Origin of the sequence: Micromonospora sp. NPDC048169 (genome assembly GCF_040652815.1) — a bacterium.
Classification (GTDB): domain Bacteria; phylum Actinomycetota; class Actinomycetes; order Mycobacteriales; family Micromonosporaceae; genus Micromonospora.
In genome coordinates this window covers 19,530-35,959 of sequence record NZ_JBEZMS010000045.1, presented here as the reverse complement: position 1 = coordinate 35,959, position 16,430 = coordinate 19,530, and the positions used below count along the sequence as shown (strand labels likewise).

Annotated in this window: 18 protein-coding genes and 1 pseudogene; 10 read left to right on the top strand and 9 right to left on the bottom strand. The window is 73.8% G+C overall.

Features of this window, described 5'->3' with window-relative positions:
- From AB0D28_RS26485 to AB0D28_RS26470, 4 genes and pseudogenes are all read right to left on the bottom strand, one after another.
- Positions 1-121: pseudogene (locus AB0D28_RS26485) on the bottom strand (ABC transporter ATP-binding protein); the annotation flags it as partial.
- Between the two features lie 15 nt (positions 122-136).
- Positions 137-1,126 carry an ABC transporter permease gene (locus AB0D28_RS26480; RefSeq protein ID WP_357390057.1) on the bottom strand — a complete coding sequence of 330 codons (990 nt, stop codon included), beginning with the start codon at positions 1,124-1,126 and terminating at the stop codon, positions 137-139.
- A 61-nt stretch (positions 1,127-1,187) separates the two neighbouring features.
- Entirely contained in the window at positions 1,188-2,936 is a 1,749-nt protein-coding gene (locus AB0D28_RS26475; protein ID WP_357390055.1) for an ABC transporter substrate-binding protein, read from the bottom strand.
- A 58-nt stretch (positions 2,937-2,994) separates the two neighbouring features.
- Positions 2,995-4,002, bottom strand: a complete 1,008-nt coding sequence (locus AB0D28_RS26470; protein WP_357390053.1) for an ABC transporter permease — start codon at positions 4,000-4,002, stop codon at positions 2,995-2,997.
- 403 nt (positions 4,003-4,405) lie between these two features.
- On the opposite strand from AB0D28_RS26470, the gene AB0D28_RS26465 reads away from it, so the two are divergent.
- The 3 genes from AB0D28_RS26465 (at position 4,406) to AB0D28_RS26455 (ending at position 5,957) form a co-directional block, all read left to right on the top strand.
- Complete coding sequence (locus tag AB0D28_RS26465; RefSeq protein WP_357390063.1) at positions 4,406-5,260, top strand: pentapeptide repeat-containing protein; 855 nt, start codon at positions 4,406-4,408, stop codon at positions 5,258-5,260.
- Positions 5,261-5,359: 99 nt separating this feature from the next.
- A complete protein-coding gene (locus AB0D28_RS26460) occupies positions 5,360-5,614 on the top strand; it encodes a preprotein translocase YidC (RefSeq protein WP_357390051.1) in 255 nt (84 codons plus the stop codon).
- 82 nt (positions 5,615-5,696) lie between these two features.
- Positions 5,697-5,957: a hypothetical protein gene (locus tag AB0D28_RS26455; RefSeq protein ID WP_357390049.1), complete on the top strand. Its 261-nt coding sequence runs from the start codon at positions 5,697-5,699 to the stop codon at positions 5,955-5,957.
- Here AB0D28_RS26455 and rnhA read toward each other — a convergent pair.
- Entirely contained in the window at positions 5,876-6,439 is a 564-nt protein-coding gene (gene rnhA, locus AB0D28_RS26450; RefSeq protein WP_357390047.1) for a ribonuclease HI, read from the bottom strand. The two genes, AB0D28_RS26455 and rnhA, sit on opposite strands and share 82 nt — an antisense overlap.
- Positions 6,440-6,509: 70 nt before the next feature.
- Here rnhA and AB0D28_RS26445 point away from each other — a divergent pair, with 70 nt between their 5' ends.
- The 5 genes from AB0D28_RS26445 to AB0D28_RS26425 all read left to right on the top strand — a co-directional run bounded on the left by AB0D28_RS26445 (position 6,510) and on the right by AB0D28_RS26425 (position 10,946).
- Complete coding sequence (locus tag AB0D28_RS26445) at positions 6,510-7,334, top strand: tyrosine-protein phosphatase (protein ID WP_357390045.1); 825 nt, start codon at positions 6,510-6,512, stop codon at positions 7,332-7,334.
- A gap of 163 nt (positions 7,335-7,497) precedes the next feature.
- Positions 7,498-8,613 (top strand): serine hydrolase domain-containing protein, encoded by a 1,116-nt coding sequence (locus tag AB0D28_RS26440; RefSeq protein WP_357390043.1) that lies wholly within the window; start codon positions 7,498-7,500, stop codon positions 8,611-8,613.
- 73 nt (positions 8,614-8,686) lie between these two features.
- Positions 8,687-9,082 carry a GntR family transcriptional regulator gene (locus AB0D28_RS26435; protein WP_357390061.1) on the top strand — a complete coding sequence of 132 codons (396 nt, stop codon included), beginning with the start codon at positions 8,687-8,689 and terminating at the stop codon, positions 9,080-9,082.
- Entirely contained in the window at positions 9,079-9,978 is a 900-nt protein-coding gene (locus AB0D28_RS26430; protein WP_357390041.1) for an ABC transporter ATP-binding protein, read from the top strand. The genes AB0D28_RS26435 and AB0D28_RS26430 overlap by 4 nt, the downstream gene beginning before the upstream one ends.
- Entirely contained in the window at positions 9,975-10,946 is a 972-nt protein-coding gene (locus tag AB0D28_RS26425; RefSeq protein ID WP_357390039.1) for an ABC transporter permease subunit, read from the top strand. Before AB0D28_RS26430 ends, AB0D28_RS26425 begins: the two co-directional genes overlap by 4 nt.
- Before the next feature lie 6 nt (positions 10,947-10,952).
- On the opposite strand, the gene AB0D28_RS26420 is transcribed toward AB0D28_RS26425, so the two are convergent.
- The 4 genes from AB0D28_RS26420 to AB0D28_RS26405 form a co-directional block, all read right to left on the bottom strand.
- Positions 10,953-12,137 (bottom strand): lycopene cyclase family protein, encoded by a 1,185-nt coding sequence (locus AB0D28_RS26420; protein WP_357390037.1) that lies wholly within the window; start codon positions 12,135-12,137, stop codon positions 10,953-10,955.
- Between the two features lie 117 nt (positions 12,138-12,254).
- Entirely contained in the window at positions 12,255-13,412 is a 1,158-nt protein-coding gene (locus AB0D28_RS26415; protein ID WP_357390059.1) for a DUF6596 domain-containing protein, read from the bottom strand.
- 8 nt (positions 13,413-13,420) lie between these two features.
- Positions 13,421-13,828, bottom strand: a complete 408-nt coding sequence (locus AB0D28_RS26410) for a YciI family protein (protein WP_357390034.1) — start codon at positions 13,826-13,828, stop codon at positions 13,421-13,423.
- 122 nt (positions 13,829-13,950) lie between these two features.
- Positions 13,951-14,385: a DUF6069 family protein gene (locus tag AB0D28_RS26405; protein WP_357390032.1), complete on the bottom strand. Its 435-nt coding sequence runs from the start codon at positions 14,383-14,385 to the stop codon at positions 13,951-13,953.
- A gap of 169 nt (positions 14,386-14,554) precedes the next feature.
- On the opposite strand from AB0D28_RS26405, the gene AB0D28_RS26400 reads away from it, so the two are divergent.
- Together AB0D28_RS26400 and AB0D28_RS26395 are read left to right on the top strand one after the other, a co-directional pair.
- Positions 14,555-15,658, top strand: coding sequence for a histidine kinase (locus AB0D28_RS26400; RefSeq protein ID WP_357390030.1), 1,104 nt, complete (start codon positions 14,555-14,557; stop codon positions 15,656-15,658).
- Positions 15,655-16,323: a response regulator transcription factor gene (locus AB0D28_RS26395; RefSeq protein ID WP_357390028.1), complete on the top strand. Its 669-nt coding sequence runs from the start codon at positions 15,655-15,657 to the stop codon at positions 16,321-16,323. The genes AB0D28_RS26400 and AB0D28_RS26395 overlap by 4 nt, the downstream gene beginning before the upstream one ends.
- The last annotated feature ends 107 nt before the right edge of the window (positions 16,324-16,430 follow it).

Below are 16,430 nucleotides of genomic sequence, written 5' to 3'. Positions count from 1 at the left end.
CCGCGAACGACACACCGTCCACGGCCCGCACCACACCGTCCTCGGTGTCGAACCGCACCCGCAGATCCCTGACCTGGAGATAGGGACCGTCGCCGCGACGCGGCGCCGGAAGCTCCACCATGTCCGTCTCCTCCCGTCAGCTCAGCCGGACCCGTGGGTCGATCACCGCGTACAGCACGTCGACGACGATGTTGGCGACCACGATGAACACCGCCGCCAGCAGCACCGTCGCCATCACCACCGGCAGGTTGAGGAACTGCACCGCCTCCACAGTCGCCTTGCCGAGACCCTGGAGGCCGAAGATGGTCTCGGTGATGAACGTGCCGCCGAGGCTGGTGCCGATGTCCAGCCCGGCGATCGTGACGATCGGGGTGATCGCCGCCCGCAGCGCGTGCCGGGTGTGCACCTTGCGTGCGGGCAGCCCCTTCGCCCGGGCGGTACGGACGAAGTCCTCCGACAGCGTCTCCAGCATCTGGGCCCGGGACAGCCGGGCGTACAGCGCCGAGTTGAGGAAACCCAGCGTCATCCAGGGCAGCAGCAGCCCGGCCGCCCAGCGCAGCGGGCTCTCGGTCAGCGGGGTGTAGGTGGGGAACGGCAGCAGTCCGGTGGAGTAGACGAGCAGGTAGAGCAGGATCAGCCCGAAGAAGTAGACCTGCATGGACGCCCCGGCCAACGTGACGCCGATGGCGGCGCGGTCGAACGCCGTACCCCGGCGTAGTGCCGACACCATGCCCAGCGAGATGCCGAGGCCGAGCCAGAGCACGGCGCCGCCGAGGACGATGCTGAACGTCACCGGGGCGCGCTGGGCGACGATCTCGGTGACCGGCTGGTTGTTGCGGAACGAGTAGCCCAGGCAGGGCGCCGGGCAGTCCTGCCGGAAGTCGCCCTCGCCGTAGGTACGGCCGGCGAAGACGCCGCTGACGAAGTCGGCGTACTGCCGGGGCAGCGGCTGGTCGATGCCGAGACGGCGCTCGACCTGGGCGATGTCCTCGGCCGTGCAGTTCTTGCCGCACATCACCTTCGCCGGGCTGCTCGGCACCGCGAAGAAGAGACCGAACGTGACGAGGCTGATGACGACCAGGGTCAGGGCGGCGACGAGCAGCCGCCGTACGACGAAACGGAGCACGGGAACACCTCCCCCGGGGTGGGCGCGGGACGGCGGCCGTGGCCGCCGCCCCGCGCGGCTGTCACTTCTTCACGTAGATGCCGTTGAGCGAGATGATCCCGAACGCGTCGCTGAGGAAGGCGTTGCCGACCTTCGAGCCGTGCAGCTCGTATGTGGCGTCGTAGTAGCAGGGCACCACCGGGGCGTACTTCTCCATGATCATGCGGTCGAGCGCCATCCAGCCGGCGTCCTGCTCGGCGGCCGGCAGGTCGCGGACCCGGTCGATCTCCGCGCTGACCGGCGGTTCATTGAGGTACGACAGGTTCTGGTTGCCCTCGGCCACGATCTCCCGTCCGTCGTAGACCGGCGGGATGACGGTGGAGCCGGTGGGCCAGTCCGAGCCCCAGCCGGTGAGGTACAGGTCGTACGGGTTGTCCTTGCGGCCGACCTCGTCGTAGTAGCTGCTGTTGTCGATCGGCTTCATCACGATGTCGAAGCCCATGTCGGTGAGGTTCTTGCGCAGCGCCTCGGCCTGCTGGGTGCGCAGTTCCAGGTTGGAGTGGGCGAGGACCAGCTTCGGCCGCTTGCCGGCGAGCAGCTCGGCGGTCTTGGCCTTGTCGCCGGTGACCGGGGCGTTGAACAGGTCGTACTTCACGAAACCGGCGGTGGTGGGTGACATGAGCGTGCTGGCCGGCGAGCCGGCGGCCTGCCCGCCGAGCACCTTGAGCAGGGCGTCCTTGTCGACCGCGTAGTTCAGCGCCCGCCGGACGTTCAGGTCGGTGACCCGCTGGGTGTTGATGCTCAGTACCCAGTTGTACTGCGTCGGGCCGCGTACCACCCGGTCGGCGACGCCGGATCCGGTGGTGCGGGGCAGCACCGACGGCGGCACGTCCGACCAGCTCAGCGCCGCCTGGTCGGCCGGCCCGTCGGCGACCAGCCGCTCGGCGATCTGGGCCTGCTCCAGGCCGAACGTCATCCGGATCGCGTCCGGGTACGCGTTGCGGATCGGGTCGGTCGCCGGATCCCAGTTGGGGTTGCGCTCCAGCTCCAGCGACACGTCACGCTGGTAGGACTTCACCCGGTACGGCCCGGACGAGAACGGCCGCAGGTCGTAGTTGGCACGGGTGTCCTTCGCCGCGGGCACCGGCGCGCTGGTGGGCAGCGCCGCCGCGTACGGCAGGTCGCAGTGGGGCTGCGGGAAGGTGAACCGGATGGTGCGGTCGTCGGGGGTGGTGACGCCGTCGGGCATCGGCTTGCCGCCGTCGTACGGTCCCTTGTAGGTGGCGTTGTACGCCCCGCCCGGGTAGAGCCACTGCTGAATGTAGTGCGGACCCTCGTTGAGGTTCGCCGCGAACGACCTCGCGATACCGTGCGCGACGTCCTTGCTGGTCACCGGCGTGCCGTCCTCGTACTTCACGCCGTCGCGCAGGGCGAACTCCCAGACCTTGCAGTCGCCGTTCACGTCCTTGCCGGGGTTGGTGGCCAGGTCGCCGACGAGCAGCAGCTTGCCGCTGCCGTCCTCCTTGTAGCCGTTGAGCGCGCGGTACAGCAGCCCGCCGGCTACCTGCTGCACGTTCACGTAGTTGCGCGCCGGGTCGAGGTGCTCGAAGTCGGCCGGCTGCATGACGGTGAGGGTGCCGCCCCGGGCGGCCCCGTCGACGTCCTTCGCCGGGCCCTGGTTGTCGGCGGCCTCGTACGAGATCGAGCCGCTCTGGGTCTTGGTCTTCTGGTCGTCGCCGCCCCCGCCGTCGTCGGTGGTGGGGCTACAGCCGGCGGCGACCAGCGCCGCCGCGGCGAGGACACCTGTCAGTGTCCGGGTTCGTGCGCGCACGGTGTGCTCCTTCCTGCCCGGCGGCCCCCGCCGGCCGGGCATGTGACGGCCGTGGGGACTACCGGGTGGAGCGGGGATCCAGCGAGTCGCGCAGCGCGTCACCGAGCAGGTTGAACGCCAGGACCAGCAGGAAGATCGTCAACCCGGGGAACAGGGTGTACCAGGGGTCGCTCGCGACGTAGCCGATGCTGTTGAAGATCATGCGGCCCAGGTCGGGCGTGGGTTCGGTGACGCCGATGTTGACGAACGCCAGCGCCGCCTCGATGGCGATGAACTGCGGCACCATCAGCGAGACGGTGACCAGGATCGGCGCCCAGATGTTCGGCAGCAGCTGCCGCAGCAGGATGTGCGCGGTTCCGGCGCCGGCGGCCCGGGCCGCGTCGACGAACTCCCGCTCCCGCAGCGAGATCACCTGCCCGCGGACCAGCCGCGCGGTGTACGTCCAGCTGAACAGGCCGAAGGTGGCGACGATCAGGGCCACCCGGAACGCGGGCGACGGCGCCTCCCGGTCGGAGTAGAAGCGGTCCTGGAGGATCGGGATGACCGCGAGGGCGAAGATGAGGAACGGGAACGCCAGCGTGAGGTCGATCAGCCAGTTGACGACGCTGTCCAGCCAGCCTCTGGCCCAGCCGGCGAGCACGCCCACCGCGACCCCGATTCCCGATGCCAGCAGCGCCGAGGTGAACGCGATGAACAGGGACGTCCGCAGGCCGTAGACCAGTTGCATGAGGATGTCCCGGCCGCTGCCGGGTTCGAGGCCCAGCCAATGGTCGGCGCTGATTCCACCGGCGTATCCGATCGGCATTCCGAAATCGTTGAGCCGGCCGGCGAACTTGTCGGTCGGGTCGATTCCGGTGAGCCTGCCGAGCAGCGGCGCGCCGAGCGCCACGGCCGCTGCGACGGCGAGCGTCACCGCGCTGGCCCGGGCCGTACGGTCGCGTTTGAGCCGCAGCCAGGCGAGCTGATTGGGTGACCGGCCGACGAATTCGCCGGGCCGGCCGGCCGGGGCGACAACGGCCTCGACGTCGGGGCCGGGGCCGGCCGGTGGGTGCGCCAGTTCGCTCATGAGCAGTCCTCCCGATGGGGACGAAAACGCCCTGCCACCCGACGGTAATGCGTTCCGGAGCACTGAGAAGAATCGTTCCGGTAACGGCCGTTCCGGTTGTCGCGCATTGACAACGATCCGGCCTACGGAATGCATCGGCGCAATAACGGCGCGATTCGGTTGTCAGCCTTTCAGCCACCCGTACAGCGGTTTCGTAATGCGTTGCCGCAAGGCGCTCAAGCCGTTGTCAGCCGTTCGGGCATTCTCCGCCCACCTTCCCCGCCCACCCCGTCGATCATGAGGTTGGCGGGGCTCCCGGGCCGGCTTGTCGCCGTCAACCTCATGATCGACGGGGTGGGGTGAGGTGGGCTGGGGACGGTGGGTGGGGAGAATGGGCGGGGTGTTCGGAGGGGGAACTGTGGGGGTGCGCGTGGTGGGCGGGCGGGAGTTGCGGGCGGACTGCTCGCGCTGCGCCGGGGTGTGCTGCGTCGCGCCGGCGTTCACCGCGTCGGCCGACTTCGCCATCGACAAGCCGGCCGGGCGGCCCTGCCCGAACCTGGGTGCCGACTTCCGCTGCGGCATCCACACCGAGCTGCGCCAACGCGGCTTCCCCGGCTGCACCGTCTTCGACTGCTTCGGCGCCGGTCAGCACCTCACCCAGCACACGTTCGCCGGCCGCGACTGGCGGGCCGACCCGGCCACCGCACAGCGGATGTTCGACAGCTTCGCGGTGCTGCGCCCGCTGCACGAGCTGCTGTGGTACCTGACCGAGGCGGTACGCCTGACCCCGCCCGGCCCGCTGCGCGGCGAGCTGACCGCCGCGCTCGACGAGACCGCCCGGCTCACCGACGGCACCCCTGACGACCTGCTCGCCCTCGACGTCGACGCACACCGGGACCGGGCCAACCGCCTGCTGTCCCGCGCCGCCGAACAGGCCCGCGCCGGACGGGCCGGCCCGGACCGCCGGGGCGCGCTGCTGATCGGTGTGGACCTGCGCCGTACCCCGCTGGCCGGCGCGAACCTGCGCGGCGCCTGCCTGATCGGCGCCGACCTGCGGGGCGTACGCCTCGGCGCCGCCGACCTGACCGGCGCGGACCTGCGCGGGGCCGACCTGCGCGGCACGGACCTGGGCGAGTGCCTGTTCACCCACCAGTCGCAGCTCGACGCCGCACGCGGCGACCGCCGCACCGTCCTGCCGCCGGGGCTACGCCGCCCGGCCCACTGGTCCCTGACCCTGACCCCGGCCCGCCCCCAGCCACGCCGCCCCCGCCCCCGCTGACGCCACCCGGGCCCGCCCGCTCCCGGCCGGGGTGGGGTTTGGTGGGGGTGGGGTGGGGTAGGCGGCGCGGACGACGACCGATCGACGGGAGGGGCACCGGTGGGGTATCGGGCACGCGACGGTGAGGAGCCGGTCGACCCGGCGCACGCCGAGGACGAGGCCGGGCAGGTTCCGCTGGTGCAGACGGCCGCGGACACCGACGTGCCGGCGCCCACCCCCGGCACGCCGAAACCGGACGAGGTGACCGAGGACGACGGATCCGGCATGGCGGGCGGCGCCTCCGGCAGCAGCTCGGGCGGCTCCTCGATGCCGACCCACCCGGACGCGGCCCGCGGGCCGGACGCCGCCACCTGAACGGGCACCGCACGGACGAGGCCACCGAACGGACCCGGGCCACTCGACGTTTGCCGTCACCCGCTGCGGGCAGGAGTGCGACATGACCAGTGAAGAGTCCTTCGGCCGCGCGGGCGGCGACGAGCCCGACGGCGCGACCGCGTACGAGGCGTCCCTGCGCCCGCCGGGCGAGTCCCTGCACACCACAGACGACACCGGTGACGACTTCGCCGACCTGCCCGCCGAGGAGCGGCGCTCGGCACGGGAGGTCAGCCGGGCCGGCTACGACGTCGCTGCGGTCTCCGGCGCCGGCGACCCGTCCGAGGAGCCGGAGGAGATCGAGGAGGGTCGGCCGCTGCGCTGACGCGCGCGCGGGGTGGCGGCCACACCGCCCCGCGCCTCGGTCATGCCCCGGTTCGCCAGCGCGTCGGCGCGTTCGTTCTCCGGGTGCCCGTTGTGGCCCTTCACCCACAGCCAGGTCACGTCGTGCCGGGCGCAGGCCGCCTCCAGCGCCTGCCACAGGTCGGCGTTCTTCACCGGCTGCTTCGCGGCGGTCAGCCAGCCGTTGCGCTTCCACGCGTTCAGCCAGCCGGTGATGCCGTTGCGCACGTACGTGCTGTCGGTGTGTAGCCGTACCGTGACCGGGCGGGTCAGGCTCTCCAGCGCGCGGATGGCGGCGGTCAGCTCCATCCGGTTGTTCGTGGTCGGGGTGGCCTCGCCGCCGCAGAGTTCCCGCTCGTGCCCGCCCCAGCGCAGCACCGCACCCCAGCCGCCGGGCCCGGGATTGCCGCTGCACGCGCCGTCGGTCCAGATCTCCACGACCCGGCCGGTCTCCGCCTCCGCCATGCCCGGCAACCTACCGGGTACGCGGGCGCGCGGGACCACCCGACCCGCCGCGCCCGGCTACCGTGCGGCCATGACCACTCCCCCCGGCTTCGCCACGCTCTGCAACTTCCGTGACCTCGGTGGCTGGCGGACCGGCGACGGCCGCACCGTCGCCCGGGGCCGGCTCTACCGCTCCGACTCGCTGGCCAAGCTCGCCGGTGACGATCTGGAACGGTTCGCGGCGCTCGGTGTCCGCACGGTGATCGACCTGCGGTACCCGTGGGAGATCGCCGACCGGGGCCGGGCGCCGGAGAGCCTCGGCGTGACCTGGCACAACCTGAGCATCGAGCACCGGCCGTACGTGCAGGCCGACATCGATCCCGACGTGGACCCGTGGCGCTACCTGGCCGACCGGTACGCCGAGGTGGCCGAGGACGGCGTGGCCGAACTGCGGCAGGCGCTGGAGGTGATCGCGTACGGCGAGCTGCCGCTGGTGTTCCACTGCGCCTCCGGCAAGGACCGCACCGGGCTGCTCGCCGCGCTGGTGCTGGCCCTGCTCGGCGTGGACGACGAGCAGATCGCGACCGACTTCGCGCGCACCGAGCAGGCCACCGACCGGCTGGTGGCCGAGTGGCCCGACCGCAACGGCGGCGCGACGCCGGGCTGGCCCGCGTACGGGCGGGCGCCCGCCGACATCATCCGGCTGGTGCTGGCCGATCTGCGGGCCGCACACGGCTCGCCGCACGGCTACGTGACCGGCCGGCTCGGTGTCGGCGAGGAGACCATCGCCGCGCTGCGCGCCCGGCTGCTCACCGGCGACGCCAGCCCCGTGCCCGCCCAGGGCACCCCTGGCAGCGCGAGCCCGCTGCCTGCCCAGGGCACCACCGGCGGTACGCCGACCGCGGTCACCCGCTGAGCATCGCCTGATGGTCGCCGGCACCGGGATCCCCCGGCGACCCGCCGCGAACGAGCACGCGGTGACGCCGGGCGAACCGGCGCCACCGTGGCGGCGCGAATCGGACGGCCGACGGCGAAAAGCAGACGACGCCGTCGCCCCCGGTCTGGCACGCTGCGAGATCGTGGACACGCGGTGGGACGGCCTGCGGGCCGAGGTGCGGGCGACGATCGGTGAGCTGGTCTCCTCGGGCCGGGAGGCCGGGGTGCAGGTGGCCGCGTACCTGGACGGCTTTGCGATCGTCACCGAGCAGGCCGGGCTGGCCGACACCACGTCGGGCCGGCCCATGACCGCCGACACGCCCGTGCACGCGGTCTCCACCGGCAAGGGGCTCACCGCCACTGTGGTGCACGTGCTGGCCGAGCGGGGCCGCCTCGACTACGACCTGCCACTCGCGGCGGTGTGGCCGGAGTTCGCCCGCCACGGCAAGGACGGCATCACGCTGCGGCACGTGCTCACCCACACCGCCGGCCTGCCCGCGCTGCCCGCCGGCGTCACCCCGGAGGACTTCACCGACTGGACGCGCATGTGCGCGCTGCTGGCCGACGCGCGGCCGCTGTGGACACCCGGCGAGCGGCTGGCGTACCACGCCTGGACGTGGGGCTGGCTGCTCGGCGAGGTGGTCCGGCGGGTCACCGGCCTGCCGGTCTCGCGGGTGCTCGCCGACGAGGTGGCCGGGCCGCTCGGCGTGGACCGGGAACTGTTCCTCGGCGTGCCCGAGGCGGACCTGCCCCGGCTGGCCCGGCTGGAGGACGCCGGGCTGTCCGCGCTGATGACCTGGGCCGGGGCCAACCTGCCGCACTTCGACGCGGTCGCCCCGCCCGCGGTACGCCCGGACACCGTCATCGGTTCCCGCCCCGACGTGCTGCGCGCCGACGTGCCGTCGGTCGGCACGATGAGCGCCCGCGCGGTGGCCCGGATGTACGCGGCGCTGCTCGGCCCGGTCGACGGGGTGCGGCTGGTCTCCGCCGAGCGGATGCGGGAGGTGTCCGCACCGGCGGTACGCGCGCAGGAGTGGGTGTTCGGGCAGGAGAGCGCGTTCGGCCTCGGGTACGCGGTCGAGGACGACGGATCGTTCGGCACCGCCGGCAGTGGTGGCAGCCTCGCGTTCGCGTACCCGGAACTGGGGTTGACGGTGGCGGCGTTGCGCAACCGGCTCGGCGCGGGCGACGGCGACCCGATGGAGCGACTGCGGACGCTGGTGCGCGACCGCGTCGCCGAGGCGACCGGCCACCGATAGGGCCACGGAGGACTCCGCCCACGCGACCCTCCTGCTTTACTATGGTCCTAGTAAAGCAGTGAAGGGGCTGACCGTGTTCGTCTTCCGGCTCGACACCCACTCCGGCGTGCCGCCGTACCTGCAACTCGTCCAGCAGGTCCGCCAGGCGGTGCTGCTGGGCTTCCTCCAACCCGGCGACCGCCTCCCGCTCATCCGCGAGGTCGTCGAGGACCTGGCGATCAATCCGAACACCGTCGCGAAGGCGTACCGGCAGATGGAGCAGGAGGGACTGGTCACCGGCCGGCCCGGCCAGGGCACCTTCGTCACCGAGCGGCAGTCGGCCGCGATGTCGGCGGCGACGTACACGTCGCTGCGCCGCGGCCTGGAGACCTGGCTGCGCCGCGCCTACGCGGCCGGCCTCGACGAACAGGCGGTCGACGCGTTGTTCACCTCCGTCCACCAGCAGACGAGGAATGAGGACGTGGCGTGACGGCGACCGGGTTCGCGCTGCGCACCGACGGTCTGGGCAAGCGGTACCGGAAGGGCTGGGCGCTGCGCGACTGCACAGTGGCCCTGCCGGCGGGCGGCGTGATCGCCCTGGTCGGGCCGAACGGCGCGGGCAAGACCACGCTGCTGCGCCTGGTCGTCGGGCTGCTGGCACCGAGCACCGGCACTGTGGAGGTCCTCGGCCACGACGTCACGGACAGCACCCCGCGGACTCTGGCCCGGGTCGGGTTCCTGGCCCAGGACCACCCGCTGTACAAGCGCTTCACCGTCGCCGAGATGCTCCGCTTCGGCAGGGCCTGCAACATGCGGTTCGACAGCGGGCTGGCCGAGCGCCGGCTGGCGAGGCTGGGCATCCCGCTCGACCGCAGGGCCGGTGCGCTCTCCGGCGGGCAGCAGGCCCAGGTCGCGTTGGCGCTGGCCCTGGCGAAGCGGCCCGACCTGCTCGTCCTCGACGAACCGGTGGCCAGCCTCGACCCGCTGGCCCGGCACGAGTTCCTCCAGGTCCTCATGGGCGCGGTGGCCGAGGGCGGGGTGACAGTCCTGTTCTCCTCCCACGTCGTACACGAGCTGGAGCGCGTCTGCGACCACCTGGTCGTGCTCAACCAGGGCCGGGTCACGCTCACCGGCGACATCGACACCCTCCTCGCCGAGCACCGGCTGCTCGTCGGCCCGCGCACGGCCCACGACCCCGACCGGTCCGGCGCCGTCGTGGAGGCCGTCCACAGCGACCGGCACACCACCCTTCTGGTACGCGACGGCGGGCTCCCCGCCGCGCCCGGGTGGCAGGCCCGGCCGGTCGCGCTGGAGGACCTGGTGCTGGCGTACCTGCGCCGGCCGTCCGAGCCGGACGCCGCGCTCACCCCGGAGGTGACGGCATGACGTGGCTGATCTGGCGTCAGCACCGGAGCGAGGTCTGCGTCCTGGGTCTGCTCGTCGGCCTGTTCGGCGTCGCCCTGCTCGTGCTCGGGACGCAGGCCCACGACCTGTTCCCCGGCGGTCCCGCCCGGTGCGCGGGGCAGGCCGGCGTCGACGGGGCCTGCGCGGCCTCCTTCCGCCGGCTCGACGAGCAGTACGGCTACGTCGAGAACCTCCTGGCGGCCTTCTACCTGGTCCCCGTCGTCATCGGCGCGTTCCTCGGCGCGCCGCTGCTCGCGCGCGAGCTGGAGGACGGCACCTGGCAGCTCGCCTGGACACAGGCCGTGCCGCGGATGCGCTGGCTGGCGGCCAAGCTCGCGGCGCTGGCCGGCGTGACCGTCGCGCTCACCGGGATGTTCACCGCTGTGCTCACCTGGTTCCGTCAGCCGTTCGACGCGTGGGAGGGGCGGTTCCAGTACGACGCCTTCGACCTGGAGGGCCTCGTCCCGGTGGCGTACGCGCTGTTCGCCTTCGGCGTCGCCACCGCCGCGGGGGCGGTCCTGCGGCGCAGCCTGCCCGCGTTCGGCGTCGCCTTCGGGGCGTTCCTCGCCGCCCGGATGTCGGTGGCGCTGCTGGCCCGCCCCGCGTACGCCACGCCGCTCACCGCCATGACGCCGGTCCGGTCCGGCGGCGCGCAGGAGCAGGCGGGGCAGCGGCCCGGCATCGCCGACTGGGTGATCGAACACGGCTACGCGGACGCCACCGGGCGCAGGCTGAGCCGGACCGAGTACGACGAACTGGCAGGCGCCGCCGACCGGGCCGGCACCAACCTCAACCAGTTCCTGCACGCGCGCGGCATCCAGCGGTTCGGCGTCTACCACCCCGCCGACCGGTTCTGGACGTTCCAGCTCATCGAGGCGGCAGTGTTCGTCGCCGTCGCGGCGATCCTGATCGGCGTGGTGGTGTGGCGGGTACGGCGCCGGATGATCTAGTGCGGGCTAGCGGCGCAGCCGGGCACGCAGCCGGCCGGCCGCGTCACCGAGCACCGCGCCGGTCATGGGCAGCAGCGGGCTGGACCGCATCACCGCCAGATCCTCCGCCGGGCTGGTGACGCCGTCGAGGAACCGCAGCACCCGCTCCGGCGGGTTGCGGTCGAACAGCCGCTCAAAGAACTCCACCCCGCCGACGTGCCCCCGGTCCAGCGCCCGCAGCGCCACCGCGTCCATCCACAGGTGCCGGCCCGGGTACGCGGGCGCCGGGACCGGCGGGCGGCCGGCGGCGAGCGCCAGTGCCACCTGGTCGGCCTGGCGCAGCATCGCGGAGAACGTGAATCCGGTGGACGGGCGGGTCGCGCCACCGCCGGTGCCCAGCCGCACCACGCGCGGACTCGGGCGGGACTCGAACGGGCCGTCGGTCATCGGGATCACGCCGTCCTCGACCTCCCGCACCCGCAGCGCGGTCAGGTCCAGACCGAGCAGGCCGGCGTACCCGCGCAGCGCCGCGTCGTAGCCGGCGTCGTCGAGCAGTTCCGGCCCGAACTCGGTGTACTCGACGAGCGCGAACCGGTCGTCGACAGGCAGCACGTACCCGAAGGACACCCCGCGCTGCGGCTGCGGCGTGCGGAAGTCCATCAGCACCGCCCGCTGCGGATCGAACGTCGGCCGGTCGGCGGCCAGCCACCAGCCCCGGAAGTGCTGCAACCAGCTCGTGCGCCCCGGCCGCTTCGGCCGCCGGGGCCGCGAGTCGAGCACCCAGCCGGCCCGCACCAGGTCCCGCCCGTCCGGGTCGCGGACCGTCACCCGCTCGCCGTCGTCACGCAGCTCCCCCGCCGGGACGCTGATCCGCACCGCGTCCAGCCGCCGCTCGGCCTCGGCAGCCCGGTCGTAGACCGGGGCGGAGCGGAGCATGGCGTACCGCAGGGGGTCGAGCGTCAGGACGCGGCGCCCGGCGGGCGTGACCACGTCGACCTGCGACCAGCTCGCGCTCAGCAGCGGGTCCAGGTCGTCGCCGGGCCGGCCCCAGAACGCCCAGGTGCGGTCCTGGCCGCGCTTGTGCACCGGGTCGACCACGGCGACCCGCAGCCCGGTCACGCCGTGCCGGTCCAGCGCGGCCAGGACCAGGGACGCGGCACCGCCGCCGCCGACCAGCGCGAGGTCGACGTCGACCGGGAGGGATGCGTGCATCAGGCCACGCTGCCACATCGGCCGGCGCCGCCACCGGCCGACCCGCGCTCACCCCCATCCGCAGGCGGGCGGCGAGGTCGTCGGCGAGCCGGGCCAGCACCCGCGTCCGCGTCCCGCTCATCCGTCGGCCCGCGCCGGGCGGCGGCTGTTGAGGCGGGCCGCCTGCCGGTTCAGGTGGTCGCGTTCGGCCAGGCTGGACGCCCGGCGGGCCGCCTCCGCGTAGAGGCACGCCGCCCGGTCCGGGTCGCCGTCGCGTTCGTGCAGGTACGCGGCCACCGCCGTGTACCGGGGCAGCGAGTCGTCGAGGGCGGCGAGCGCCGCCAGCCCGGCGCGCGGGCCGTCCGCCTCGCCGACGGCCACCGCCCGGTTGAGCCGGGCGATCGGGCTGCCGGTCAGGCGGACCAGCTCGTCGTACCACTCGACGATCTGCACCCAGTCGGTCTCGGCGGCGGTGGGCGCGTCGGCGTGCAGCGCCGCGACGGCGGCCTGGGCCTGGAACTCGCCCAGCCGGTCCCGGGACAGGGCGGTCTGGAGGATGCCCACACCCTCGGCGATCAGCGCGGTGTCCCACCGGCTGCGGTCCTGCTCGGCCAGCGGCACCAGGCTGCCGTCGGGCGCGGTCCGCCCGGCCCGGCGCGCGTGGTGCAGCAGCATGAGCGCGAGCAGCCCGGCCACCTCCGGGTGGTCGATCGCGGCGGCGAGCTGCCGGGTGAGCCGGATCGCCTCGGCCGCCAGGTCCACGTCGCCGGAGTAGCCCTCGTTGAACACCAGGTACAGCACCCGCAGCACGGTGGCGACGTCACCGGGCTGATCGAAGCGGACGCCGGAGACGGTGCGCTTGGCGCGGCTGATCCGCTGCGCCATGGTGGCCTCCGGCACCAGGTACGCCCGCGCGATCTGCCGGGTGGTGAGCCCGCCGACGGCGCGCAGCGTCAACGCGACGGCCGACGACGGGCTCAGCGACGGATGCGCGCAGAGGAAGTAGAGCCGCAGCGTGTCGTCCACCGCCGGCACCGGCCCGGGCGGCGGCTCCTCATCCACGAGGTCCTCGCGCCGACGCCGTGCGGCGTCGGCGCGGGCCGCGTCCAGGAACCGCCGCCACGCCACTGTGACCAGCCAGCCGCGCGGATCGCGGGGCGGGTCGGACGGCCAGACGCGCAGCGCCTCGACGAGCGCGTCCTGCACGGCGTCCTCGGCCGCCGCGAAGTCGGCTCCGCGGCGGACGAGGACACCGAGCACACCCGGGATGAGGCTGCGGAGCGCGACCTCGTCCATCGGACGGATCACTCGGTGATGGTGGGCGGCGCGGTGAGGAACGGGCGCAGCTCCAGCCACTCGTGGATCGGCTTGCCGCCCTGGCCGGGCGCGGCCGACAGCTCCGCGGCCAGTTCGAGCGCGCGCTCGTAGCTGTCCACGTCGATCACCATCCAGCCGGCGATGAGGTCCTTCGTCTCGGCGAACGGGCCGTCGGTCACCGGCGGGCGTCCCTCGCCGTCGTAGCGGACGAACGTGCCCTCCGGGGCGAGCGCCTGCCCGTCGACGTACTCGCCGCTCTCCTGGAGCCGCGCCGCGAACTCCTGCATGTAGCGCACGTGCGCGGAGATCTCCTCCGGCGTCCACTTGTCGATCATCGGCATGTCGGTCACCGGGGTCGGGCCGCCGCGGTAGTGCTTCAGGAGCAGGTACTTCATCGGTGTCTCCTCGTGGAGGGTGCGACCCATTCTGGCCGCGTTCACCCCGGGGACGAAGCAGGCGTTGCGTTCTCGACATCCGGTGGCGGAGGAATTTCGGGCGTCACATCGCGCAGGGCGTCCTAGGAGGCTAGTTCTGACGGGTCCGGGCCGGTGCGGCGCAGGCCGGTGATCAGCACCGCGCCCACGACCAGGTGAAGCGCCACCAGCGTCAGCTTCGCCGCGCCGCCCACTCCCCCGCCCAGCGGCCCGAGCAGGGACACCAGCAGCACCAGCACCGCGACCACCGTCCAGGCGCTCCGGGCCCGGCCGGTGAGCCGCTCCAGCACGGCCAGCAGCGCCCAGCCGGCCAGCCCGGCGAGCAGCGTGCTCACCACCACGGCCACCGGGGTCACCCGCTGGTCCGTGGAGCCGCTGCGCGCGATCAACTCCACCCCCGCGACCGGTACCGCGACCACCCAGCCCAGCAGCGCGGCGGCGGTGACCGCGAGCACCGTCAGCAGGCGGTCCCGGCGGCGATTCGGGCGGGCGGCGACGGTCGGGATCGTGGTCTCCATCGGTGACTCCTCCACATCGGTACGACTGCCGGAAACGCTAGGTCCGGCGGGCCGCCGTACGGATCGGGCCGCGGAGCGGTTCCCGGCTCCGTCGCCGGACCGACCACCGGCCCGGATCTCCGTCTGGCGACCGATGAGAAACGGCGGGCCGGCGGCCTAGCATCCGGACATGAAGTGCGCGCCCCGGCCCCGGTTCCTGCTGCTGCTCGACGGCGGCATCGCCACCGTGAGCCTCGCCGTGTGCCTGCTCGCGCTGCTGGCCTCCGACGCCGGACCGGACACGACCGGCGCGACAGCCGTCGCGGTCGGGCTCGCCGTCGCGCAGGCCAGCTGTCTGCTGTGGATCCGGCGCCACCCGGGGTACGCCGTCGGCGTCGCCGCGCTGGCCGGCCTCGGCCTGGAGGCGCTCTGCCCGCAGCTCGGCTGGCTCGGCCTGGTCGCGGTGCCGCTGGCGTACGTGGCCCGGCTGCGCCCGCCCCGGTACTCGCTCGTGGCGCTCGGGCTGCTGCTGGCGCCGACGCCGTGGAAGCTGGTCACCGGCGGCTGGCGGGACCTGCTGCTCGCGGTGACCGCGCTGGCCCTGGCCTGGGCGCTCGGCGAGTTGCAGCGGGCTCAGGCGCAGCGGCGCTGCGCCTGGGAGCGGCACGTGCTCGCGGCCGAGCGGGAACGCATCTCCCGGGAACTGCACGACGTGGTCGCGCATCACGTCGCTGTCATCGCGGTGCAGGCCGCCGCCGCCGAGGACGTGTTCGACACGCAGCCGGCCCAGGCGCGGGCCGCGCTCGGCGCGATAGACGCGGCGGCCCGGTCGGCGCTCACCGAACTGCGGGCCATGCTGCACGCGCTCGCCCTCGACGACGGGTCCGGACAGGACGGACCGCAGCCGGGGCTGGCGCAGCTCGACGCGCTCGCCGACGCGGTACGCGCGGTCGGCCTGCCGGTGACGTTGCACCGGGAGGGCGACGGCGAGGCGCTGCCCGGCGGGGTGCAGCTGTCGGCGTACCGGATCGTGCAGGAGTCGCTGACGAACGCGCTGCGCCACGGGCACGCCACCCGCGCCGACGTGGACGTCCACTACCGCGACGGCGTCCTGCGGCTGGAGGTCGTCAACGACGGCCCGGCGCCCGCCCGCCGGCCCGGAACGCCCGCCGGGCGCGGCATCGTCGGCATGCGGGAGCGGGCCCGGCTGCTCGGCGGCACGCTCGACGCCGGCCCGCTGCCGGCCGGCGGGTTCCGGGTCCACGCACGGCTGCCGGTCGGGGTGACCCGGTGACGGTGCGGGTGGTGATCGCCGACGACCAGGAGCTGATCCGCGCCGGACTGCGCACGGTGCTCGACGCGCGGCCCGACCTCACAGTGGTCGGCGAGGCCGCCGACGGCGTCGAGGCGGTGACGGTGGCGACCCGCACCCGGCCGGACGTGGTGCTGATGGACGTCCGGATGCCCCGGCGCGACGGCATCGCCGCCACCCGGGACCTGGTGGCCGCCGGCAACCCGGCGCGAGTGGTCATGCTGACCACGTTCGACCTGGACGAGCATGTCTACGCCGCGCTGCGCGCCGGGGCCAGCGCGTTCCTGCTCAAGGACACCCGCCCGGCCGACCTCGCCGAGGCGGTACGCGTGGTGGCCCGGGGCGAGGCGCTGCTCGCGCCCACAGTGACCCGGCGGCTGCTGGACCGGTACGCCGACCGGCTGCCCGCGCCCGCGCCTGTCGCCGACGCGCTCGCCGTGCTGACCGCCCGTGAGCGGGAGGTGCTGACGCTCACCGCGCGGGCACTGTCCAATGCGGAGATCGCCGCCCGGCTGCACCTGAGCACCGCCACCGTGAAGACGCACGTCTCGGCGATCCTGACCAAGCTGGGCCTGCGCGACCGGATCCAGGCGGTGGTGCTCGCGTACGACACCGGACTGGTCCGGCCGGAGCCACCGGTCCGGTAGCCGGCGAACCGGACACCGGCCCCAGACGTGCCGGACCGGGCTGTTCCGCCGTCCGGCCTGGCCCGGCATGTCCGCCGTCTCGCGGCGGCAGGGAGCACACCGGACGG

Excerpts from the sequence above, each read along its gene's own strand:
- AB0D28_RS26445 (WP_357390045.1), top strand. The coding sequence starts at position 6,510 with ATGACCACTCCCCCCGGCTTCGCCACGCTCTGCAACTTCCGTGACCTC.
- AB0D28_RS26455 (WP_357390049.1), top strand. The coding sequence starts at position 5,697 with ATGACCAGTGAAGAGTCCTTCGGCCGCGCGGGCGGCGACGAGCCCGAC.
- AB0D28_RS26425 (WP_357390039.1), top strand. The coding sequence starts at position 9,975 with ATGACGTGGCTGATCTGGCGTCAGCACCGGAGCGAGGTCTGCGTCCTG.
- AB0D28_RS26420 (WP_357390037.1), bottom strand. The coding sequence starts at position 12,137 with ATGCACGCATCCCTCCCGGTCGACGTCGACCTCGCGCTGGTCGGCGGC.
- AB0D28_RS26400 (WP_357390030.1), top strand. The coding sequence starts at position 14,555 with ATGAAGTGCGCGCCCCGGCCCCGGTTCCTGCTGCTGCTCGACGGCGGC.
- AB0D28_RS26470 (WP_357390053.1), bottom strand. The coding sequence starts at position 4,002 with ATGAGCGAACTGGCGCACCCACCGGCCGGCCCCGGCCCCGACGTCGAG.
- AB0D28_RS26415 (WP_357390059.1), bottom strand. The coding sequence starts at position 13,412 with ATGGACGAGGTCGCGCTCCGCAGCCTCATCCCGGGTGTGCTCGGTGTC.
- rnhA (WP_357390047.1), bottom strand. The coding sequence starts at position 6,439 with ATGGCGGAGGCGGAGACCGGCCGGGTCGTGGAGATCTGGACCGACGGC.
- AB0D28_RS26405 (WP_357390032.1), bottom strand. The coding sequence starts at position 14,385 with ATGGAGACCACGATCCCGACCGTCGCCGCCCGCCCGAATCGCCGCCGG.
- AB0D28_RS26410 (WP_357390034.1), bottom strand. The coding sequence starts at position 13,828 with ATGAAGTACCTGCTCCTGAAGCACTACCGCGGCGGCCCGACCCCGGTG.